This is a genomic window from Xanthomonas boreopolis (genome assembly GCF_046529185.1).
GTDB classification, from domain to species: domain Bacteria; phylum Pseudomonadota; class Gammaproteobacteria; order Xanthomonadales; family Xanthomonadaceae; genus Pseudomonas_S; species Pseudomonas_S boreopolis.
In genome coordinates this window covers 2,457,459-2,477,433 of sequence record NZ_CP097162.1, presented here as the reverse complement: position 1 = coordinate 2,477,433, position 19,975 = coordinate 2,457,459, and the positions used below count along the sequence as shown (strand labels likewise).

Here is a 19,975-nt window from a genome sequence, read left to right as displayed (position 1 = left end):
ATTTTTGACATGAAAAAGCTCTTCTGGATAGCTTTGTCCTTAGCATCAACCTCCCTTGCTTCATGCAGCACTCATTACGTTGACAATGCGGCAGAGGATGCCGCTTTTCAGCGCGGCGGTACCGTCGAGTGTTCCCCGGCAACAGGGGCTGGGCCGCAAGACTGCAAACGCGTCTTCTGGTCTTCCAGCAAAGGGCGAGTGGATCGCTAAGCACCACTTGGCTCAATGCTGCAACGGATAGGATGAGATGAGAAAGGGATGAAGGTCGCTTTAGAGTTGGGCTTTTTGCGTCTGAGGGAGCATCCGTCGCGCTCTGTTTACTTGGTTGCATCGCTGGCCGTAACGGTATTGGCATGGCTGGTGTTGTCCGCTGTTGCATCAAAACTGTCGGCCGAAACCAAGGCTGGGATGAGTTCCATCATTACCGTGATGGCTGAGCGTAATGGTCGCTCGTTGCCAATGCGGTATGTCCAAAAGTTGCGCGATGTGGATGGTGTCGCAGACGTTGCATTCATGACGTTCATTCCCGTGATGTGCCGTGAACCGGCTACAGTTGCAACGCTGAACGCATGGGAAATTCCTTCCGGCAGGTTGCATGCCGTCCTTGGGGGCAATACTCCGGCATCGGCCATTTCCTCTTGGCAGGGAAATGATCGCAACATCCTTGCTGGTTCTCGTCTTGCAGCCGATTGCGGATGGACTTCGGGCACTACGATAGAACCGATGGACTTGTTCAGCAGCCGGCCACTTCAAATCACGGTGTCTGCGATACTTCCGCCGTCTGATACAGGCAGCAATGATCAGATCGCATTTGCCCACTATGGCTATGTAAACCGCATGGTTCCGGAATCGGATCGCGATACGATTCGAGTGGCCCGCGTTTATCTTGAAGACGGAGTTAAGGCTGCGGATTTGGCCGTTCGGATCGAACAAGAGTTTGCTTCCGAGGTTGAACCAATCCAAGCCAACCCAGCAGCTGAATCGGAGGGGATCCTCAGTCGGTTCGGCAGCATCTCGATTCTGTTGTGGTTGGTGGCTGCTGCGCTTGCGGCATGCACGCTGCTGGTTTTCATCAGCTCTTTTGCTCATGTGGCTGCGGAACGTAGAGCATCGATGGCTACTATGCAGGCTATTGGATTCAGGGGGAGCCATCTCCAAGCCGGCATTGTGGTCGAAATCGCGGTGATAACGATTGTGGGGGCATGCTTGGGCATCCTGCTGGCTCTGATCCTTCTGCAAGCGCTGACCCCTTATGTCTCCATTTATCTTGGGCAGATCCGTCCGCTGGGATTTTCGTACGCGGTGCTCGCGATTGGAGCGATTGCCTTGACGCTGATGTCGGCCGCTGCGCCATTCCGAACCATCGCTCGCGTAACTCCGGCAGACCGCAACGCTGCGTAAAGAGGCAACAGTGCAAATTCTTCACCTATTAGTGCTTTCGGGGCATACGCATCGCTCTCGTCCGCGTGATTTATTCCTCACCATAGCCGGTTTTGCCTTGGCCTCTGCCGTACTCGCAGTTCTCCTTGCCGTGCCCTCCGGCTTGCAACAGGCTGCGGCGAAGACGGGGCGGCCTGATGTTGCGTTGGCTCTCAGTACGAGTTCGTTCGATGAGGCGAGCAGCACGCTCTCACCTCAACAAATCCAGCTTCTCGGTAATCTTCCGTATGTCGCGCGCGGAACTGATGGGCAATCACTCGTTGCCCCGCAGTTGTTAGGGACGACGAAAATTAGTGATGGCACCCAGGTCAGATCCATACAGGTCCGCGGCGTTGACCCGCAGACGTGGAGGGTGATGGGATTTTCTGATGATCCGTTCAATGCAATCAAGCCGGGAAGTCGGGCGCTTTTGGCTGGAGCAATGGTGGGGAGTGATATTGGTAACGGACAGCAGAAAATCACTTCCGTCCGAATCCGAAACAATGACTGGCATCTTTCCGGAAGAATGGATCGTGCAGGAAGCCTTTGGGACTCCGAGCTTTGGGCGGATCTGTCCACCTTGCAGGCAGATTACCAATCGCAATCCGTATGGTCTGTAGCGCTGTTGAAGCTGGATCGTCCGGAGAACTTCCAAAAGCTGAAGGATGCCGTCCAACAAGACCCCAGGCTACGAGAAGTCCGCATTGTCCGACAGGATTATTACTATCAGGCGCATACCCAATGGTTGGCGGAGCTTCTGTACAAGGCAACGGTTGCCGTGTCGATCATCTTGGGGGCGGGGGCTGTACTTGCCATCGGCAATGCACTCGGCACGTCCTTCCGGAGTCGTCGTCGGGAATCGGGAACATTGCGTGCTTTGGGTTTCCGAAGCAGTAGTGTGGCTGCATCGGCACTGATCGAAGTGTTGATCATCGGTGCACTGACTTGTGTGTTGTCCCTGCTCGTGTTGTTCCTGACTCTGGATGGCCGTCAGTTTGTGGCGTCCTCTGGCGGGCACTCCATGTTCGCCCAGCTCAACTTCGATGGCAGGGTCTTGGTCTCGGTTTTCTTTTACACGCTGCTTCTCGGTGCGCTGGCGTCCTTGATTCCCATTTGGAAGATGTCCTTTGGAAGTTTGGTCGATGCGCTTCGAGCCGATTAGGCTTGGGATGGTCGAAGACGCATTTGGCAATGGACGTTTATTCATGAGTACGAACAAACGACTTCTAGAGGAATTGCGGCTGGAACGACCAAGTGTGGCATCCGCCAGTCATGGGAGTCGCAAGAAAGTCCTGGCCGCGTCGGCGCTAGTTTGCGCCTGTATCGTTGCCGTTCTGGTCGGCGTCCATTTGTTGTTACGCCCCAAGATAGTTGCTCCTGCACAAAAAGAAACCGCAGTTCCTGTTCGGGGGGAAGTACAGCCTGCGTCGTCCATCGTTCAGACTGCAAACCCATCCTCCTCGGTCCTCCAAGCCAGTGGATATGTCGTGGCACGACGCATGGCCACCGTATCCGCCCGCGTGACCGGGCGTGTCGCTGAAGTTCTGATAGAAGAGGGGCAGCACGTTTCCAAGGGGCAAGTGCTGGCACGTCTCGATAGGATCGATGCAGACGCCAATCGTCGCTTATACATAGCAAGGGCCGCTGCTGCACGGGCACAGGTTCGCCAATACAAGGCGGAGCTTGGGCAGGCCATTGTCGAAGAGGCTCGTTTGCGAACGCTTGTTGAGCAGAAATTGGTTTCAAGATCCCAGTACGATCAGGCTGTGGCGCAGCGAGATGCCCTCCAGGCGCAGCTTGAAAGTGAAGAAATGGAGGTTGCCACGGCATTGGAGCAGGTGCGAATTGCCGACATTGGTATTTCGGACACGATTGTGCGTGCGCCATTCGATGGTGTGGTCGTGGCCAAGGCAGCCCAGCCTGGCGAAATCGTATCTCCGCTCTCTGCGGGTGGCAGTTACACTCGAACGGGTATCGGGACCATCGTGGATATGGCTTCCCTTGAGGTCGAAGTGGATGTTGGCGAGGCCTACATTAGCCGCGTGCAACCTGGTATGCCCGTCAGCATAACCCTCAATGCCTATCGGGATAGCCCGTTTCCAGGCAAGGTCATTGCGATTATTCCCACTGCTGATCGAGGAAAGGCGACCGTGAAAGTACGGGTTGGATTTCTTGCCCCTGACGAACGCATCGTTCCTGAGATGGGGGCAATGGTCAGTTTCTCTGCGCGGCGAGAAGCGAACGCTGCTGACAACCAAGGATCAATGTAAATGAGCTTAATCTCAGTACGCAATCTGACAAAAACCTATCGACGCGGCTCCTCCGAAGTGGAGGTGTTGCACGATGTCAATCTTGATATAGAACAAGGTGAGTTTCTTGCTTTGATGGGGCCGTCTGGATCCGGCAAGACCACGCTTTTGAACCTGCTTGGCGGTCTGGACTTACCAAGTCGAGGTCAGGTTGATGTCGGAGGGCAGCGGCTTGATAGCATGGGAAGCAATGAGCTTTCGTCTTGGCGGCACCGTAACGTCGGATATGTATTCCAGTTCTACAACCTCATGCCATCTCTTAGTGCTCGGGGAAATGTTGAGCTTCCGCTTGTCCTGACCCACTTGAGCAGATCTCAACGGCGGCGGAGTGCCGAAATTGCTCTAGAGCTAGTAGGGTTGGCAGATCGTGCCTCGCACAAGCCGAGCGAACTATCCGGGGGACAGCAACAGCGCGTGGCGATCGCGCGCGCGATTGTTTCCGATCCGGCCATCCTGATATGCGATGAGCCGACGGGTGATTTGGATCGGATTTCTGCCGAAGAGGTGCTTTCCCTTCTTCGGGAACTCAATCAGGTCCATGACAAGACAATCATTATGGTCACACATGATCCTAAGGCGGCTGGCTATGCAACTCGGCGTCTCGATCTAGAGAAGGGGCATTTGCTGGAACCGGTCGTTGGTTGATCAATAGACCACACTAGGCGCATTTTGATCTGTGACTTGTAAGGCACGCAACTGGCTTGCCCTCGACAGCCGCTTACGACCGCCTCGGCGAACTGCTGCAGCCAAGCCTCAACTTCATTTGGCCCCATGTGCCATTACGCCGCTTTCGGGCGGCGCTATTTTTCTGCTGATAGCCAGTCTTGCACGGCACGACTAGCGCTCCATGGAGCTCCATGGCCTTATCCCCTGGGGATAGTTGCAACAGCCAGCCTTCCTGCGCTGCGCCAGCGATGCCACCTCCCCCATGAACTGCGCCAATGCCTGCCACGAGCCGTGTCGTCACTGCCCACCGCAGTGACGACAACGGCGGCTGCCGCAATAATGCGGGCTGGCGCGGCTACGCATTACATGCGGCGTGCATGACGATGCCCCGACATACTGGCCCGGCAGTGACCTTCCGGCGGGTTTGAACACCGGAGATCCTGGCGCAGCTTCCATGCGCCACCGCGTCGTCACTGCGCTGGCCGTACCCACCCGGCCTCCCAAGGGCACCGGTTCCCGCACGTGCCCGTCCGCAAGGATGGAACCACTCCAGGCGCACACGGCTCCCGCACGCGCCGCCCCCTGATCCAGGGCCGAGCCATTGTCCTTTCTCGTTCGTCGGTCCTTCTAAGGCGCAGCGTCTTGCGTCCGCTCCACGTTCCCATGCCGCAGGCCACCGACCTGTGTTCGTCACCCTTTCCCACTATTCCCGAAGGAGGTTCATCCCCGCACAACGCCCGTTTCTCCGCTGTACCGACCACGCCCGTTCGGTCTTCCCGCAGGAAGCAAGGCGGGCTGCCTCACCCGAGGTACCTGGTGATCTCGTAAGCTTCCCCGATCCGCAGACACCCCATAAGTAGAACTTTCTGGCATGTTTTCCCCAGCCAGGAGGTTCCATGAAGAAGTCCCGTTTCACCGAGACCCAGATCGTCTCGATCCTCAAGCAGGCCGACGCCGGCGTGCCGGTCAAGGACATCTGCCGGCAGGCCGGCATCAGCGTTCCGACCTACTACAAGTGGAAGTCGAAGTACGGCGGCCTGGAGGCCTCCGAGCTGCGGCGTGTCAAGGACCTGGAAGCGGAGAACGCCAGGCTCAAGCGGATGTACGCCGAGCTGGCGCTCGACAACGCCGCGATGAAGGATCTGATCGCAAAAAAACTGTAGGGCCGGAGCAGAAGCGCGAGGCCGTGCGGTACCTGGTCGAGGTGCACACGCGGCCCCTGAGCCGGTCCTGTGATTGCGTTGGGTTGTCGCGGGCAGCGTGGTACCAGCCGCCGGTGCACTGGACGGTACGGGATGCCGAGATCATCGCGGCCCTGGCCGAGGTGGTCGAGAATCGCCCGAGCCGCGGCTTCTGGAAGTGTTGCAAGGTCCTGCGCCGTGCGCGTCCGGACTGGAACCACAAGCGAATCTACCGAGTGTACAAGGCGATGAAGCTCAATCTGCGCCGCAAGGCCAAGCAGCGGCTGCCCAAGCGCGAACGCGTACCGCTCTACGTTCCCCTGCTGCCCGATGCCGTCTGGTCAGCGGATTTCATGGCCGACGCGCTGGCGTGTGGCCGCCGCTTCCGGACCTTCAACGTGGTCGACGACTTCAACCGCGAGGCGCTGCACATCGAGGTCGACACCTCGATCTCGTCCACGCGCCTGGTCCGCATCTTCGAGCAGCTCAAGCGCGACCACGGCCTGCCGCAGGTCCTGCGTACCGACAACGGCCCGGAGTTCCTGGGCGAGGCCTTCGTGCAGTGGGCCAAGCTCAACGGCATGGCCATCCGGTACATCCAGCCCGGCAAGCCCAACCAGAACGCCTACATCGAACGCTTCAATCGGACCTTCCGCGAGGAGGTCCTGGACCAGCACCTGTTCACCCGCCTCGACGACGTGCGCGAGGCCGCGTACTGGTGGATGCTCGAGTACAACGAGGAGCGTCCCCACGATTCGCTCGGCGATCTGACCCCGGCCGAGTACCGCCAACGCGTCGCCGGAAGTTCTGCTTTTGAAATGCCTGCTTGACGGGGAAGCTTACGATCTGAGCACCTTGCCCTTGGCTCTTCGGAGCATCCCGCTGCTGCGGGTTGGCACCAACACTGACCCACGAACGACTCGGAACCCCGCACCACCGATTCCCCGATTCGCAGGAGAGCGCCATGGACGATCTGACTTGGACCCTGAAGCAACTCTGCCGGCGCAACCGCGACGGCAGCCACGCCACGCAGGCCGATCGGATGCGCTCGCTGTCCCTGGCCGCACGCCAGTTGCGCGAAGCCGGTTTCCGCCAGATGCGCGCCACCTCGCTCAGGGGCCGCCACGTCGAGGTGCTGCTCTCGCGCTGGCAGGCCGAGGGCTTGTCCACCGGCACGCTCAAGAACCGGATGGCGCACCTGCGTTGGTGGGCCGAGAAGATCGGCAAAGCCGGCTTGCTGCCGAACGACAACGTGCAGCTAGGCATCCCCGACCGTCACCAGGGTAGTCAGCAGAACAAGGCCCGCGAACTGGACGACCAGCTCCAAACCGTCACCGACGCGCACGTGCGCATGAGCCTGGAGCTTCAGGCCGCCTTCGGCCTGCGCCGGGAGGAGGCCATCAAGTTCCAGCCCGCCCATGCCGACCGCGGTGACCACCTCACGCTCAAGGGTTCATGGACTAAGGGCGGGCGGGCGCGCACCATCTCGCTCCTCACCGACAACCAGCGCGCCGTACTGGACCGTGCGCATGCGCTGGTCGGTGCAGGTTCGCTGATTCCAGCCCACAAGACCTACATTCAGCAGCGGCATACCTACGACGGCCAATGCAAGGCCGCTGGCCTGAGCCACATGCATGGTCTCCGGCATCGCTACGCGCAGATGCGCTATGAGGCTCTGACCGGCTGGAAGGCACCGGCAGTCGGTGGCCCGTCCTCCCGACAACTTGCTCCGGAACAGCGTGCTCTCGATGCCCAAGCCCGACAAATCATCTCCCATGAGCTGGGACATGGCAGAGCAAAAATCACCGCTGTTTACCTGGGCCGATAATCGCCAATCCACCACCTACTCATAACCAATCCGACTGGAACTGTACGTCATGCAGCGCCACTATCGACTTCAGGCAAGGAGAACTTCAGCTTCAACCGCCAACGTCTCAGGAGCTACCGTCCCGGATACAAGCCTGCCGATAACCCCACATGGACTCGAAGAAACACAAGAGAAGCCGAATAGAATTTCGGCACTTGCGAGGATTCCTCGCGTTTGCTGAAGAACTTCACTTCACCCGCGCTGCCGAGCAACTGAATATCGACCAATCTCCCCTGTGCGTATGATCAAGGAGTTGGAAAGCGCCTTGGGGGGGCGACGCTCTTCGAGCGCAGCCGTCGGCCCCCCCCCCTGGCCGGACAGGTCTTTGCCGAACACGCCGGACGCCTCCATGCCACGCTGGAGCAGGCAACAAGAGGATGTCATGGCTATTGCCTCCGGCTTGCCCAAAGTTTAAGGAGTTTGGACTACCGCATTCTTGATCGACAACCTGCGGCTCCCGCAATGACCGTTGGCGGCGTTCATCGCGCCTGGAGTGATCCGCATGTTCCCGTCGAATCCCGATACCGATGCCCGCCGGCAATGGTGGGTGGTGCTGTCCATCCTCATCGCGCTCATCTTCGTTGCGCCGGCAGTCAACCTCATCGGCATCGCCCTGACCGGCGGCATCGAAGGCTGGCAACGCTGGTTGGACGCCCATGTCGTGCACTTCTTCGTCTGGCGCTTATGCCTGTACGCCGCCATCCTGGCCGCTTGGCCCTGGGCCAGGAAGCGCCGGCTTCAGCGCGCCCCGCAATCCGCTCCGCAGTTGCGCCGGCTCGAAATCCTCGGCGTGGGCGCGGTGCTGCTCTCCGAAACCAGCCAGTGGCTGCGACACGGTTGAGGGTCGCGACAATGACCCTGCAAACGACCGACTACCTGGAGTATTACCTGACGCTGGTGGCTTGGGTGGTCAACAACGGCGTCTGGGCCATCCTCGTGGCCAGCGGTGCGATCGGCCTGCCGTTCCTGGCCATCGTCCTGGGCGAGTGGCTGCGCGCCCGCGCCGAAGGTGCCGACGAGGGCAACAAGGGCGTGCTGTCCTCACTGCGGATCGAGAATCGCGTCTTCACCGCCATCGTCATCATCCTGTTCGCCTGCATGCCCTTCATCGACGTGGACCTGGCGACGATCAAGCTCGACACCACTCGCTCGACCCAGTGCCAGGTTTCGGTGCCCCAGCCATCCGATACCGGCTGGAGCCAGTCCTTCACCACGCTCAACAATCAGTCGGCCAAGGTCCCGGTCTGGTGGTTCTTCCTGCACAGCCTGTCCAAGGCCATCACCGGCGCGGCCGTCGCCGCCATCCCCTGCGGCACGGATCTGCGGCAGATGCGCATGGACATCGATGCCACCCGCATCGACGATCCGGTCCTGGCCCAGGAAGTGGCCGACTTCAGCCATGACTGCTACGGACCGGCGCGCGCCAAGCTGTTCATGAGCCGCCCCGAGTTGAGCGAGGAGCAGATGTACGACGTCACCTGGATCGGCTCGCGCTTCTTCCTCGACACTGCCGGCTTCTACGATACGTACCACGCCAAGACCCCGCGCGAAGGCTGGGCTTACGACAGCACCCGCGATGCCGGCTTGGCCGAGGTGCCCAGCGGTGCCGGCTATCCGACTTGCCGGCAGTGGTGGAACGACAGCGGCCAAGGGCTGCGCGCTCGGCTGCTGGCCGTGGTCGATCCCGGCCTGATGACCCGACTGGCGAACTGGGCCGGCTTCGTCTCCCGCACCGAACTGGACGACTCGGTGATCCGTGCCATTGCCACCCCGCGCCAGCAGAAGATGAACCAGGGCGCGGTCTATGCCGACTACGGCGGTCAGATCGACAAGACCCTGCCCAATGTGGTGACGCGCGCTGCCAGCGACGTGGGCATCGCGGTAGGTGCCATCGGCTACTTCCCGGCCATGGATGCGGTGCGCCAAGCCCTGCCGATGGTGCTGTCGCTGCTGAAGATGGCCCTGATCATCTGCATCCCGCTGGTACTGACCTTGGCGACCTACGACCTCAAGGCGTTCGCGACGGTCAGTTGCGTGTTCTTCGCACTGTACTTCGTGGAATTCTGGTTCCAACTGGCCCGCTGGCTGGACTCGACCATCCTCGATGCGCTGTACGGTTGGGGCTGGGGCTACAACCGCCCGCACACCAATTTCGACCCGCTGATCGGCCTCAACAACGCCTTCGGCGACATGCTGCTGAACTTCGTCATGGCCACCATGTTCATCGTGCTGCCGTCGTTCTGGGTGGCGGCGTTGGGCTGGGCAGGCATGCACGTCGGCGACGCACTACGCGGCCTCCGGGATGGTACCTCCGGCGCTTCCGCTGCGGGAAAAGGAGGAGCCGACATCATCACTAAGACGATCAAGTAAGACCTTTCAAGCAGAGTCCTTCCTTATCGTGCTTGGTCAGTCTTCGCTATTCCAAGGATTCCCCAAGTCCGTCCTGAAGCAGCCCTCGTAATACCCGAAACCTCGCTCGCCATCACGCCACTGGCCCCGCTCCTCCGGCGTCATCTGCGACTGCGCCTCCAGCACTCTCGCGGCGACGGCCTCGAATACCAGCAGCAACACCAGCCAGACCGCCACATATAGCAGCGCCAACAACACGACAACCTTGACCGTCCATGGCAGCAGCCGTGCCAATCCCAACGGTACGCCACAATCGGTCATCCAGTGCACAACCAGCGCTTCCCGTCGGCGCAGCGTACGATGCCGCTCGCCCACCCAGCGCCCCAGCCTCCTCGCCGCATTGTGCTGTTGCAGCTTGTCGTTCATCGCAGATACCTCGCTTGCATGCGCTGGCTCAAAGGGCCAAGGAAAAGGCGAAAGAATGGACAAGGGAATGGGGATCAACGGACAACGGGCCTACTTGAAAAGGGAAAAGGCCCGCTGCCGCAGTCTACTGCTGGAGACCACGCTCGTTCCTCACTTCGCGATGCCCAGGAACAGCGCCAGACACCGCTCCACCTCGACCAACGTGTTCGCATCCAACCTCCCGAAGGTCGGCCCGATCTTCTCGCGCATCACCGTCATCGTCTTGTCGATCATCAACTGCGACGGCTTCTGCAAGCCGTTCTGCGCATCCGGTCGAACTTTGACCCGCAGTAGTGGCGCAGCCACCAATGTGCTGGTCACCGGCAACACCGTCACCGTCGCGCTCTCGCTGAAGTGGTTGGCCTGGATTACCAACGCGGGACGCGGCTTGCCGAAGTCGCCCTGCATGGCGACCGTTACCAAATCGCCGCGTTTCATTCGGTCCAGCCATCTAGGTCAGCAGCCACTTCGTCCATCCATTGACTCAGATCGGTATCGGCCTCGTCCGCCTGAGCCACTAACTTCGCCTGACGCCGGCATTCCTGCTCGAAGTCAGGCCGCCGAGTATCGGGTACCCAGATTTGCACCGGGCGCAATCCGGCCATGCGCAGAGCATCGCGATGCTTCTGGACACGGGAATTTACCTGAGCCATTCTCTCCTCCATTCTCGTTACATGTAACAAAGATAGCCCATTTCACCGTTACATGCAACACAAGGAAATGCCGTAGAGACACCCGTAGCACGCAAAGCCCAAAACACCAGCGCCACTGCAAGTACCTGCACCAGTTCGTCACTCACTTCATTGCAGGTACGTAGATAGCCCAGGTGGTCGGCCAGCGTGGATACGCTCAGGGCAGCGGTAGGCTGGACGTCATGGCGCAGGGCCTCGGATCATGCAAAGGCATTGGCAGTGCTTCCATCCGAGATGAGGGACGGTTGCCGACTTGCCGCAGAGGGAGCGGCGGCAGGATTCGTGCGGATCATGGCAGTTTAGGCGCGTCATCGTTAGGGATTACGGTGTCGCTCAAGAGGGCATCATCTCAGGAAAGTCCTTTGATTCTTGCTTCATTTTCTCGAAGTTCACGATCCAATGGAGGGTAGTAGATCTCATTTGGCGGAGTATCTGTAAACCATGCCCATTTCACTATGGCTCCTGCGGACAACAGAACTACCAATACTATGATGGATGCCCAGTCCCCTGATGCTTCAATGATGGTGTCCACCACACTGATGCAGTTCGGTGTTAACCACGAAATCAGGTAATCGATTGAGGCGACCAGCAAAACTGCGGCGGTCAATTCCCCTGTGCGCTCCCTGAATTGGCTGGCTGCAATTCTCTCTTGTTCATGTGATTGATATAGGTCGAGCAAAAACTCGCTCCTCTCGCGTAGTGCCAGATCATGAAATGCGCGGACGGGAACTCGCCCTAAGGGGCGTTGATAACGCCGGTCATCCGGTGATTTCCGTGAGGTGGGGATACATGCCAGAACGAAATAGCAGGCATGGCGAAACAAGTTTAGGATCACCGGCATCACGATGGCGACAGCAAAGCTGAAGGCGACAAGGGTGAGCACGATCAACCCTACGTCTCCCAGTAGTTCCTTGTCACCATCCGACCACTGTGACAATCCATGTCCGGTATGAATCATCATGGCGATGTCGAGGAACAAGGCAAGGCATGTCAGCCGCAATGCCCATTGGGCATTCCAGGCCCGATCCAGCACCCCCAATCCTTTCTCTACGACGGCTGAGCCATCAGTTTGTTCCGAATTGCTCTTTGCCAATTTTTATTATCCTGGAAAAGGTTGTCGATGGCTCATGCGTAGTCTGCTACGCCGTACATTTCTGCGGCATCTTTGGCCGCATGCTTGACTTCCACGGAGCAAAAGCTGTTTGCGAACGCCTGCATGAGCTTGTGGGCGCGCTTCCCATTTTCATCGAAACCCACTTCGCAGGAATAGAAGTGAGGGAATGCGCTCCATGCCATGAGGATCTTCCCAAGGTGCCGGTCGTCGCAGATTCGCTCAAAAGCGGGTTGCTTTACATGCAGTCGTTCTGCAAGGTCTGTGATTGACACGGCATCAATGTCAGCTAGCAAGGTGGTCCAGAGCTCTTCCGCTTCAACGAAGAACTGGGTGATTTCCGGGTTCCCATTTTTCAAATGTTCAAGAATTTGTTGCATGTCGTCCCCTGTGGGCAATGTAACGGTTGCGGATTGTCGATGAGACAGCAGCGGATGATGCTGCTTGTAGAAAGGAAATGGAATGGAGCGGTGGGGCTTTACATGCCCTGCGGTGCTCCCTCAGCAGGGAGCGGACGTCGCTGCTGCTCCGGAGATGTGCTTGGGTGGAGGTACCCGCAGCATGGCTGAGATCTGATCCAGATGCTTGCGCACAACTTCCGGCGAGGCCGCAGGCCTTGCCGGGCACGGTACCGGCGATGCGGCGGCTGGACGCGGGACCGGTGCGGGTGGTGGTGCAGCAGGCGTGGCTGGGGCGCGCCGAATGGCCGCCCATAGGCGGAACTCGCCCGCCAGCGCCTTGCGAATCAGTCCGAACAGATAGGCCACCGGCTTGAGTACCTGGCCGAGCAGGCAGCGTGCTGACCACTCGTCGAGGACGGGCTGGCGCTGGTGGCTGTCGAGACGACGCAGGCCGCGCAGCACGTCGCGCTGCTGCTCGGCGGTCAGAGCGGCGAAGTTGGCTGGCAGGCGCAGGCTTTCGGTGGTGGCGCTGGGCGTGTTCTCCCTCGCGCGCGGTACATACGTATTCTTAGAGCGGCTAACAAAACCGCCTTGTACACCTGAGCGGTGATGACAAAATCGCCTGCATGGCACGTCGCAAAGAGATTCCCGCCGCGCTGTGGAAGCGCATCGAACCTTTGATCCCGCCCGTGAAGCCCTCGCCCAAGGGAGGGCGACCGCGCGTGAGCGACCAACAAGCCCTCAACGGTATCGTCTATGTCCTGCGCACCGGCATCCCGTGGGAGGAGTTGCCCCAGGAACTGGGCTACGGCAGCGGCATGACCTGCTGGCGGCGGTTGCGCGACTGGCAAGCCGCCGGGGTCTGGCATCGTCTGCATCAGGTCCTGTTGGCCGAACTGCGCCGGGCCGACAAGCTGGACCTGAGTCGAGCCAGCCTGGACGCGGCCAGTGTGGCCGCCCCCCGGGGGGCGCCTACACCGGGCCGAACCCGACCGATCGCGGTAAGCTCGGTAGCAAGCGGCACCTGATCACCGACTGCAACGGCATTCCCTTGGCGTTCTGTGTCACCGGAGCCCACCGGCACGACTCGGTGGTATTCGAGGAGTTGGTTGATGCACTGCCCCCGATCGCTGGCAAGCCGGGGCGTCCGCAACGCTGGCCGGGCAAGCTGCACGCCGACAAGGCCTACGACATCGACCGCTGCCGCGATCACCTCAACCAGCGAGGTATCACCCCGCGTATCGCCCGCAAGGGGATAGAACGCAACGATAGGCTGGGACGCTATCGTTGGGTAGTCGAGCGCACTCATGCTTGGTTCGCGGGCATGGGCAAGCTGCGCATCCGTTTCGAACGCCGGATCGATATCCATCTGGCCCTGCTGTCTCTCGCCTGCTCGGTCATCTGTCTTCGCCATCTTCCCGGGTTTTGTTAGCCGCTCTTAGAACAAAAGCTGTTACGTACTGTTCCGTTCGGTTGCTCCGATGCCGGGCGATTATCCGAACGGCCGTGATCGCCAACGGGCAGGTCGTGTTGGCCGGTCGATGAGGGTGGGTCGTCATCGTCGGATGAAGGCGGCAGTGGCAACTGCTGCACCCGTTCCCGAATGGAGGCCGGCATCTGCGTCAGTGCATCGGGATCGGCGGCAAGTTCGACCAGGACATGGCGCGCGACCTGGCGCACCGCCAGGCTGGCGTGCTGGAAGGACTGCTCCAACAGCGCGATCCAGGTCAGGTCGCTGTGGCAGACCCGAGTGATCGACACCGGCTGCGAGTGGACGACGTAGTGGTTGGTGGACAGATGGCCGGTCAGCGGATTGCGAGTGTGCGCCTCGACGTGAATCCAGCGCGTGAGCCGCAGCACCGTCAGCGTCCGGGCAACGGTTTCGCGCGAGGCTAGCTCGTTCTCCGGCACGCAAGCCAGGAACTGGCGCAGTTGCATGTAGCTGAGATCGGTGACGTGGCCGCCGGCATTGGCGCTGGCACGCAGGATCATCCAGGCATTGCGTTCGAGCGGCATCAGGCGCTTGTCGAGCAGGAGTGCGAGCGGTACGGCGGGCAGCACGGTCGGCGTGGCGGACGTTTCGCGGGAGGTCGGATGCGGGTGCGACATGGTGGGGTCTCTCGTGGCAACGGCGAATTCGCCGGGTTGCTCCACGACATCCGAACAGCGAGCGCTTCGCTGTGATCAAACCGCATAGCCGGTAGTCCGTATTTGGGGCCGGGTAGGTGGCTCCCCGCAGCCGAAGGCTTGCCAAATTTCGCCGGCCAGTACACAATACTCGACGTCGTTCAACGAGGTGTGCCGAAGACCCCTGTTGAATCAAGTGGATAGGGACTGATGGGGAAACCCGTTTCCCGCTCCAGATTCTCACGAGGCCCCGTACGCGGGGCCTCGTTGTTCCGGCGGAGGGCGCGCCGGGGATGTTCCAGGCCTGGTGGCAGAGTGGTCATGCAGCGGACTGCAAATCCGCGTACGCCGGTTCAATTCCGACCCAGGCCTCCACCGAACCACGCGTCGTGGTTCTCGAAAACAAGCGGGAATAGCTCAGTTGGTAGAGCGCAACCTTGCCAAGGTTGAGGTCGCGAGTTCGAGTCTCGTTTCCCGCTCCAGCTTGCGACGCACGCACCGCTAGCTGTGTAAACCCAGCACGTTGTTCAGTGGGATACGGGAGATGGGCGGTTTGTAGCCAAGGCTGGCATGAGGCCGATGCCAGTTGTAGTGGTGCAGCCAGTTCTTGAAGGCACTGGCGCGCTGCTGCGAGTCGAGGTACGAGCGTGCATAAGCCCATTCGCGCAAGCTGGTCTGCACCAGCCGCTCGGCCTTGCCGTTGGTTCGCGGCGTGTAGGGCCGCGTGCGCAGATGCCGCATGCCGAGGCGCCGAACGAGGCGACGGAAGCTTCGCGAGCGGTAACAAGCGCCGTTATCGGTCAGCACACATTCGAAGTACACGCCCAGGGTCCGGTAATAGCGGATGGCCTGCATCAAGGCCCTGCAGGCGCTGAGTCCGCGTTCGTCCGGCTCGATGGAGCCGAAGGCGACACGTGAGTGGTCGTCGATGGCCAAATGAACATACTCCCAGCCGATGCCATCGGAGTTGATCTGGCGATTGCCAGTGACGCGATGGCCGGGTTGGCGGAAGCGGGCCAGCTTCTTGATGTCCAGATGCAGAAGTTGGCCAGGTTGGGCGTACTCGTAACGGTTCTCCGGCAAGGCTGGCTCCAGATCAGCCAGCCGGTGCAGGCCGGCGCGGCGCAGCAGCCGGGCGATGGTGCTTGGCGCTACCGGCAATTGCTCGGCGATCTGGCGATAGGTCTGGCGTGCACGCCGCTGGTTCAGCACTTGGTCCGCCACGGCTTGTGGAGTCGCGTGCGGACAGCGGTGGGGCCGGGAGGAGCGATCCAGCAGGCCAGCGGGCCCTTCCTGCCGGAAGCGCTTGAGCCACTTGTAGGCGGTACGCACGCTCACCCCGGCCGCCTGTGCGGCTTCTTCCACGCGCATCCCATGAACAAGGATGCGGTCAACGAGCAGGGCTCGACCGCGAGGGCTCAAACGGGCATGTTTATGCAGGTTCATCCGGGGCTCCTGGGGCTGGGTTGGCTTCGCAACCCCCCATCTTCCAGAGATGCCACGGATGAACAACCTACTGAGAGATCACAGCTAGCCGGACGGTGCGTCCGGGCCGCGGTCGCGGAAGGCCGAATCGATCGAATCGTGCGTCATGACGTCCGCGAAGCCGTCGAACGAGCCGTGCCCGACGAGACGCGTCGCCGCGCGGACGAACCCGGTCCACGCCGTGCGCGCGAGCGCTCCGCCGATGCTGACGCGTCGCACGCCGAGATCCTCCAGTTCGCGCAATGAAAGCCCGATCCCCGCGCCGGCGAGCACGTTGACCGGCTTCGGTGCGACGGCCGCGACGATCGCGGCGATGTCGCCGCGGTCGCGCACGCCCGGTGCGTACAGGCAATCGGCGCCCGCGTCCGCATAGGCGACCAGGCGCTCGATCGTGTCCGCCAGGTCCGGGTGGCCGACCAGGAAATTTTCCGCGCGGCCGACCAGCACGACGTCGGCGCCTTCCGCATCGAGCGCTGCGCGCGCGGCCCGCAGCCGCTCGACCGCGGCGCGCAGGCCCATCCGGGGCGAGGCGGGAATGCCGGTCGAATCCTCGAGCGACAGGCCGGCGATGCCGGTCCGCGCCGCCAGCCGCACGTTGTCGTGCACGGCATCCGGGTCGGCCCCGAAACCGCGCTCGAAATCGGCGTTGACGGGAACGTCGGTCGCATCGACGATCGCGCGCAGGTGCGCGAGCGCTTCGGCGCAGGTCACGCCGCCGTCGGGACGCCCGAGCGACCAGGCCAGGCCCGAGCTCGTCGTCGCGAGCGCGACGGCGCCCAGCCGCTGCAACCACAGCGCGCTGCCGACGTCCCAAGGGTTCGGCAGCAGGAAACAGCCGGTTTCATGAAGCTTGCGGAAGGCACGCCGTTTCGCGGGATGCCGGGACGAGGCGATGGCATGGGCATGTCCTGACTCGGGGTTGGGGAACGCCTCTTCGGCGTTAGGAGGGGGAAGATGCTGCGACCCGGCCATTGGGCAGGGTCCGTGCGCCAATGGGCGTTGCCCGTCCGGCGCGCGTGGGCGTGTGGCCGCACGCGCTCAATCGATGCTGTTCCGGTACTGGATGAACCCCGCGTTGGTCGCGACCTGGTCGTACAGTGCGCGGGCGGTCGTGTTGGTTTCGTGCGTGTGCCAGTACACGCGGTCCGCGCCGGCTGCACGCGCGTGCGCGCCGACGGCCTCGATCAGCGCGCGCCCGACGCCGCGGCCGCGCCCGTCGGGCACGGTGAAGAGATCCTGCAGATAGCAGTACGGTCCGACCGTCCAGCAGGAGCGGTGGTAGAGCGCGTGCGCGATGCCGAGCAGCCGGCCGGTGCCGTCGAAGGCGCCCAGGGCCACCATGGGCTCGGCGGGATCCGTCAGCCGCGCCCAGGTCGTGGCGAACATCGCGTCGTCGAGGCGGGTGTCGTAGAACGCGAGGTAGTCACGCCACAGCGGGCGCCAGGCATCCTCGTCGCCGGCGGCGAGCGGCCGGACCGCGATCGCGGGGCGCTTGGCGGCGCGCTTGTCGTGCATTTCGCGGACCTGGTCCGCGCGTATCGCGGCGAGCGAGCGGCGTTGCGCGCCGTGCGCGTCGAAGTTGCCGGGGGCGAGCCACGCCTCGAACGCCGCGGCCAGCGCCGCCCAATCGCGATCGACGATCGAGAACCAGGCGGTATCGCGGCTGCGTCCCTTGTAGACCATCGCCTGCCGGAACGTGCCCTCGTAGCGGAAACCGAGCCGCAACGCGGTCCTGCGCGACGGCGCGTTCAGCGCGTCGCACTTCCATTCGTAGCGACGGTAGCCGAGCGTGCCGAACACGTACTTCATGAGCAGGTACTGGGCTTCGGTCGATATCGGCGTGCGCTGCAGCGCGCGGGAGAAGGCGACGTAGCCGACCTCGGCCACGCCGTTGGCCGCATCGATCCGCATCAGCGCGAACGTGCCGAGCGCGCGCCCGCTGGCCCGGTCGACCACCGCGTAGTGCAGCGGATCCGTGCTCGCGGCCGCAGCTCGCGCATGGGACAGGTAGCTTTGCAGATCCTCGAACGGGCCGATCGACATGTAGGTCCAGTCGCGGCCGTCCGGGGCGGCGGCGTAGGCGGCATGCAGTTCGGCCGCATGGCGCTCCACGTCGAGGGGCTCGATCCGGCAGTAGTGGCCGCCGAGCGTTACCCGCTCGGGGCATGGGCGCGCGCTCCAGCCGGGAACCGGCAGCCCGACGGGCTGGCCATGGGCGTTGGCAGTGTGGGACAAGGTCGCTCTCGCTTCGGTAGGGACCGGCGGCATGCCGGTGCAAGGGATCGTAGGTACCCGGAGGTACCATGGAAAGATCCACCCGGCCCGATTTCCATGGTGCCAGTCCATGACCGCCAAGCCTGCCTTGCCATTGCCGCCGCTCGATGCCCCGTTGACGCGCACGCGCGGCGCTCCGCCGCTGCAACGGCAACTGTTGCGGCGCCTGCGCGACGCGATGCTCGAAGGCGCGTTGCCGGCCGGCAGCCTGCTGCCCGGCACGCGCGCGCTCGCGGACGCGCTCGGGGTCTCGCGCAACACGGTCACGGCCGTCTACGAACAACTGGTCGCCGAGGGTTTCCTGCGTTCGGACCGGCTGGGTACGCGTGTCGTCGATCTGGTACGGCCGGCGCGGGCGAAGAAGGCCGTGGCGGCACCCAAGGTCCCGCGCCGCATCGCGGACCTGCGTCCCGCCGCGCCCGTGCACGACGGCGGCCATTTCCGGCCGGGCGTGCCTGCGCTGGCGCAATTCCCGGCCGCCGCGTGGCGGCATGCGCTCGACCGGGCAGGGCGGCGCTCGGGTGCCGGCGCGTTCGGCTACGGCGATCCGTTCGGCGAGCCCGTCCTGCGTGCCGCGATCGCGCGGCACCTCGCGGTCACCCGCGGCGTGCATTGCGAGCCCGCGCGGATCGTCATCACCGACGGCGCGCAAGGCGCGATCGCGTTGTGCGTGCAGTTGCTGACCGATCCCGGGGATGTCGCCTGGATCGAGGAGCCGGGCTACCGCGGTGCGCGGGCGGCGATGCGCGCCGGCGATCTCCAGGTCGTGCCGGTACGGGTGGACGCGGAAGGATTGCGCGTCGAGGCCGGGGATTGGCGGGGACGTCCGCCGCGGATCGTCTACACGACCCCGTCGAACCAGTATCCCACCGGCGCGGTGCTGTCGGTCGCGCGGCGGCTGGCGCTGCTCGATGCCGCGCAGCGCCATGGCGCATGGGTGATCGAGGACGACTACGACAGCGAGTTCCGCCATGCCGGCGAGCCGATCGGCGCGATGCAGGGCCTGGTCGCGAACGCACCGGTGCTGTACGTCGGTTCGTTCAGCAAGACCATGCTCCCGGCGCTCCGGCTCGGCTTCGTCGTGTTGCCGGAGGCGTTGGTGCCCGTCGTCGCCGATGCGCTGGGCGAATTGCTGCGCGGGGTCCCGCGGCATACGCAACTCGCGCTCGCGGATTTCATCGAAAGCGGCGAGTACGCACGGCATCTCGGCCGGATGCGGCGGTTGTACCGAGGGCGGCGGCGGGCGCTGCTCGAAGCGCTAGGGCGCTTCGACGTCGCGCACCGGGTCGAGGGCGGGCCATGCGGGCTTCACCTGACGCTGCGGCTGCCCGGTCGTTGCCCGGACCGCGCGCTGGCCGCGGCGGCCAGCGCGCATGGGATCGGGGCGGCCGCACTGTCGGCGTTCGCGATGCGGCCGGTGCCTTCCGACAACGGCCTGGTGCTCGGCTACGGGAACACGCCGGAGCACCTGTACGAGCCGCTCGTGCGCAGGCTTGCAGGGCTCGCGCGCGGGATCGAACGAGATTGAGCGCGTGGCACGAACGCTTGCCGGGCCGGTCGCGGCATCGCTCCGCGACGCATGGCCTTCATGCGCGCATCCCAGGCAGGATCCAAGGGAATTCAGCTACT

20 protein-coding genes and 2 tRNA genes are annotated in these 19,975 nt (G+C 62.6%); 13 read left to right on the top strand and 9 right to left on the bottom strand.

Translation table 11 applies throughout. The features are described 5' to 3' along the window. The first annotated feature begins 258 nt into the window (after positions 1-258). The 9 genes from M3M27_RS11015 to M3M27_RS10975 all read left to right on the top strand — a co-directional run bounded on the left by M3M27_RS11015 (position 259) and on the right by M3M27_RS10975 (position 9,812). Positions 259-1,401: an FtsX-like permease family protein gene (locus M3M27_RS11015; protein ID WP_434025726.1), complete on the top strand. Its 1,143-nt coding sequence runs from the start codon at positions 259-261 to the stop codon at positions 1,399-1,401. A 10-nt stretch (positions 1,402-1,411) separates the two neighbouring features. Beyond that, positions 1,412-2,581: an ABC transporter permease gene (locus tag M3M27_RS11010; RefSeq protein ID WP_434025725.1), complete on the top strand. Its 1,170-nt coding sequence runs from the start codon at positions 1,412-1,414 to the stop codon at positions 2,579-2,581. Beyond that, positions 2,562-3,689 carry an efflux RND transporter periplasmic adaptor subunit gene (locus M3M27_RS11005; RefSeq protein WP_434025724.1) on the top strand — a complete coding sequence of 376 codons (1,128 nt, stop codon included), beginning with the start codon at positions 2,562-2,564 and terminating at the stop codon, positions 3,687-3,689. Before M3M27_RS11010 ends, M3M27_RS11005 begins: the two co-directional genes overlap by 20 nt. Next, positions 3,690-4,373 (top strand): ABC transporter ATP-binding protein, encoded by a 684-nt coding sequence (locus M3M27_RS11000; protein ID WP_434025723.1) that lies wholly within the window; start codon positions 3,690-3,692, stop codon positions 4,371-4,373. Positions 4,374-5,290: 917 nt separating this feature from the next. Then, positions 5,291-6,405 (top strand): IS3 family transposase gene (locus M3M27_RS10995; RefSeq protein ID WP_434025722.1). Its coding sequence is split into 2 segments (ribosomal slippage): positions 5,291-5,543 and positions 5,543-6,405, totalling 1,116 coding nucleotides; the frame shifts between segments, so codons are not numbered across the junction. Between the two features lie 134 nt (positions 6,406-6,539). Next, positions 6,540-7,403, top strand: coding sequence for a phage integrase N-terminal domain-containing protein (locus M3M27_RS10990; RefSeq protein WP_434025721.1), 864 nt, complete (start codon positions 6,540-6,542; stop codon positions 7,401-7,403). Positions 7,404-7,552: 149 nt separating this feature from the next. Further along, positions 7,553-7,687: a LysR family transcriptional regulator gene (locus M3M27_RS10985; RefSeq protein WP_434025720.1), complete on the top strand. Its 135-nt coding sequence runs from the start codon at positions 7,553-7,555 to the stop codon at positions 7,685-7,687. Between the two features lie 257 nt (positions 7,688-7,944). Further along, positions 7,945-8,283 (top strand): hypothetical protein, encoded by a 339-nt coding sequence (locus tag M3M27_RS10980; protein ID WP_434025719.1) that lies wholly within the window; start codon positions 7,945-7,947, stop codon positions 8,281-8,283. An 11-nt stretch (positions 8,284-8,294) separates the two neighbouring features. Beyond that, positions 8,295-9,812, top strand: a complete 1,518-nt coding sequence (locus M3M27_RS10975) for a conjugal transfer protein TraG N-terminal domain-containing protein (protein WP_434025718.1) — start codon at positions 8,295-8,297, stop codon at positions 9,810-9,812. Positions 9,813-9,848: 36 nt separating this feature from the next. Here M3M27_RS10975 and M3M27_RS10970 read toward each other — a convergent pair whose 3' ends face one another. The 5 genes from M3M27_RS10970 to M3M27_RS10950 all read right to left on the bottom strand — a co-directional run bounded on the left by M3M27_RS10970 (position 9,849) and on the right by M3M27_RS10950 (position 12,439). Beyond that, positions 9,849-10,217: a DUF3742 family protein gene (locus M3M27_RS10970; protein ID WP_434025717.1), complete on the bottom strand. Its 369-nt coding sequence runs from the start codon at positions 10,215-10,217 to the stop codon at positions 9,849-9,851. A 150-nt stretch (positions 10,218-10,367) separates the two neighbouring features. Continuing rightward, positions 10,368-10,694, bottom strand: coding sequence for a type II toxin-antitoxin system PemK/MazF family toxin (locus M3M27_RS10965; protein ID WP_434025716.1), 327 nt, complete (start codon positions 10,692-10,694; stop codon positions 10,368-10,370). Continuing rightward, positions 10,691-10,861, bottom strand: a complete 171-nt coding sequence (locus tag M3M27_RS10960) for an antitoxin MazE family protein (RefSeq protein ID WP_434028005.1) — start codon at positions 10,859-10,861, stop codon at positions 10,691-10,693. The genes M3M27_RS10965 and M3M27_RS10960 overlap by 4 nt, the downstream gene beginning before the upstream one ends. A gap of 436 nt (positions 10,862-11,297) precedes the next feature. After that, the gene (locus tag M3M27_RS10955) at positions 11,298-12,041 is read right to left on the bottom strand and encodes a hypothetical protein (RefSeq protein ID WP_434025715.1); all 744 of its coding nucleotides are present in this window, start codon (positions 12,039-12,041) and stop codon (positions 11,298-11,300) included. Between the two features lie 32 nt (positions 12,042-12,073). Then, positions 12,074-12,439: a hypothetical protein gene (locus M3M27_RS10950; protein ID WP_434025714.1), complete on the bottom strand. Its 366-nt coding sequence runs from the start codon at positions 12,437-12,439 to the stop codon at positions 12,074-12,076. Positions 12,440-13,086: 647 nt separating this feature from the next. Here M3M27_RS10950 and M3M27_RS10945 point away from each other — a divergent pair. Further along, positions 13,087-13,892, top strand: a protein-coding gene (locus M3M27_RS10945) for an IS5 family transposase (protein WP_130531530.1) whose coding sequence is annotated in 2 segments (ribosomal slippage) — positions 13,087-13,417 and positions 13,417-13,892 — 807 coding nt in all. Because the reading frame shifts where the segments join, the coding sequence is not laid out codon by codon here. On the opposite strand, the gene M3M27_RS10940 is transcribed toward M3M27_RS10945, so the two are convergent. Then, positions 13,889-14,569 (bottom strand): STY4528 family pathogenicity island replication protein, encoded by a 681-nt coding sequence (locus M3M27_RS10940; protein ID WP_434025713.1) that lies wholly within the window; start codon positions 14,567-14,569, stop codon positions 13,889-13,891. The two genes, M3M27_RS10945 and M3M27_RS10940, sit on opposite strands and share 4 nt — an antisense overlap. 319 nt (positions 14,570-14,888) lie before the next feature. Between M3M27_RS10940 and M3M27_RS10935 the strand changes: the two genes are divergently transcribed. Continuing rightward, positions 14,889-14,962 (top strand) — tRNA-Cys (locus M3M27_RS10935). A gap of 31 nt (positions 14,963-14,993) precedes the next feature. Next, positions 14,994-15,069: transfer RNA gene (locus tag M3M27_RS10930), tRNA-Gly, on the top strand. Between the two features lie 19 nt (positions 15,070-15,088). On the opposite strand, the gene M3M27_RS10925 is transcribed toward M3M27_RS10930, so the two are convergent. From M3M27_RS10925 to M3M27_RS10915, 3 genes are all read right to left on the bottom strand, one after another. Beyond that, positions 15,089-16,033: an IS481 family transposase gene (locus M3M27_RS10925; protein ID WP_434025712.1), complete on the bottom strand. Its 945-nt coding sequence runs from the start codon at positions 16,031-16,033 to the stop codon at positions 15,089-15,091. An 84-nt stretch (positions 16,034-16,117) separates the two neighbouring features. Beyond that, complete coding sequence (locus tag M3M27_RS10920) at positions 16,118-17,044, bottom strand: isocitrate lyase/PEP mutase family protein (protein WP_434025711.1); 927 nt, start codon at positions 17,042-17,044, stop codon at positions 16,118-16,120. 66 nt (positions 17,045-17,110) lie between these two features. Beyond that, on the bottom strand, positions 17,111-18,307 hold the full coding sequence (locus tag M3M27_RS10915) for a GNAT family N-acetyltransferase (protein ID WP_434025710.1): 1,197 nt from the start codon (positions 18,305-18,307) through the stop codon (positions 17,111-17,113). Between the two features lie 109 nt (positions 18,308-18,416). Between M3M27_RS10915 and M3M27_RS10910 the strand changes: the two genes are divergently transcribed. Next, complete coding sequence (locus M3M27_RS10910) at positions 18,417-19,874, top strand: PLP-dependent aminotransferase family protein (protein ID WP_434025709.1); 1,458 nt, start codon at positions 18,417-18,419, stop codon at positions 19,872-19,874. The last annotated feature ends 101 nt before the right edge of the window (positions 19,875-19,975 follow it).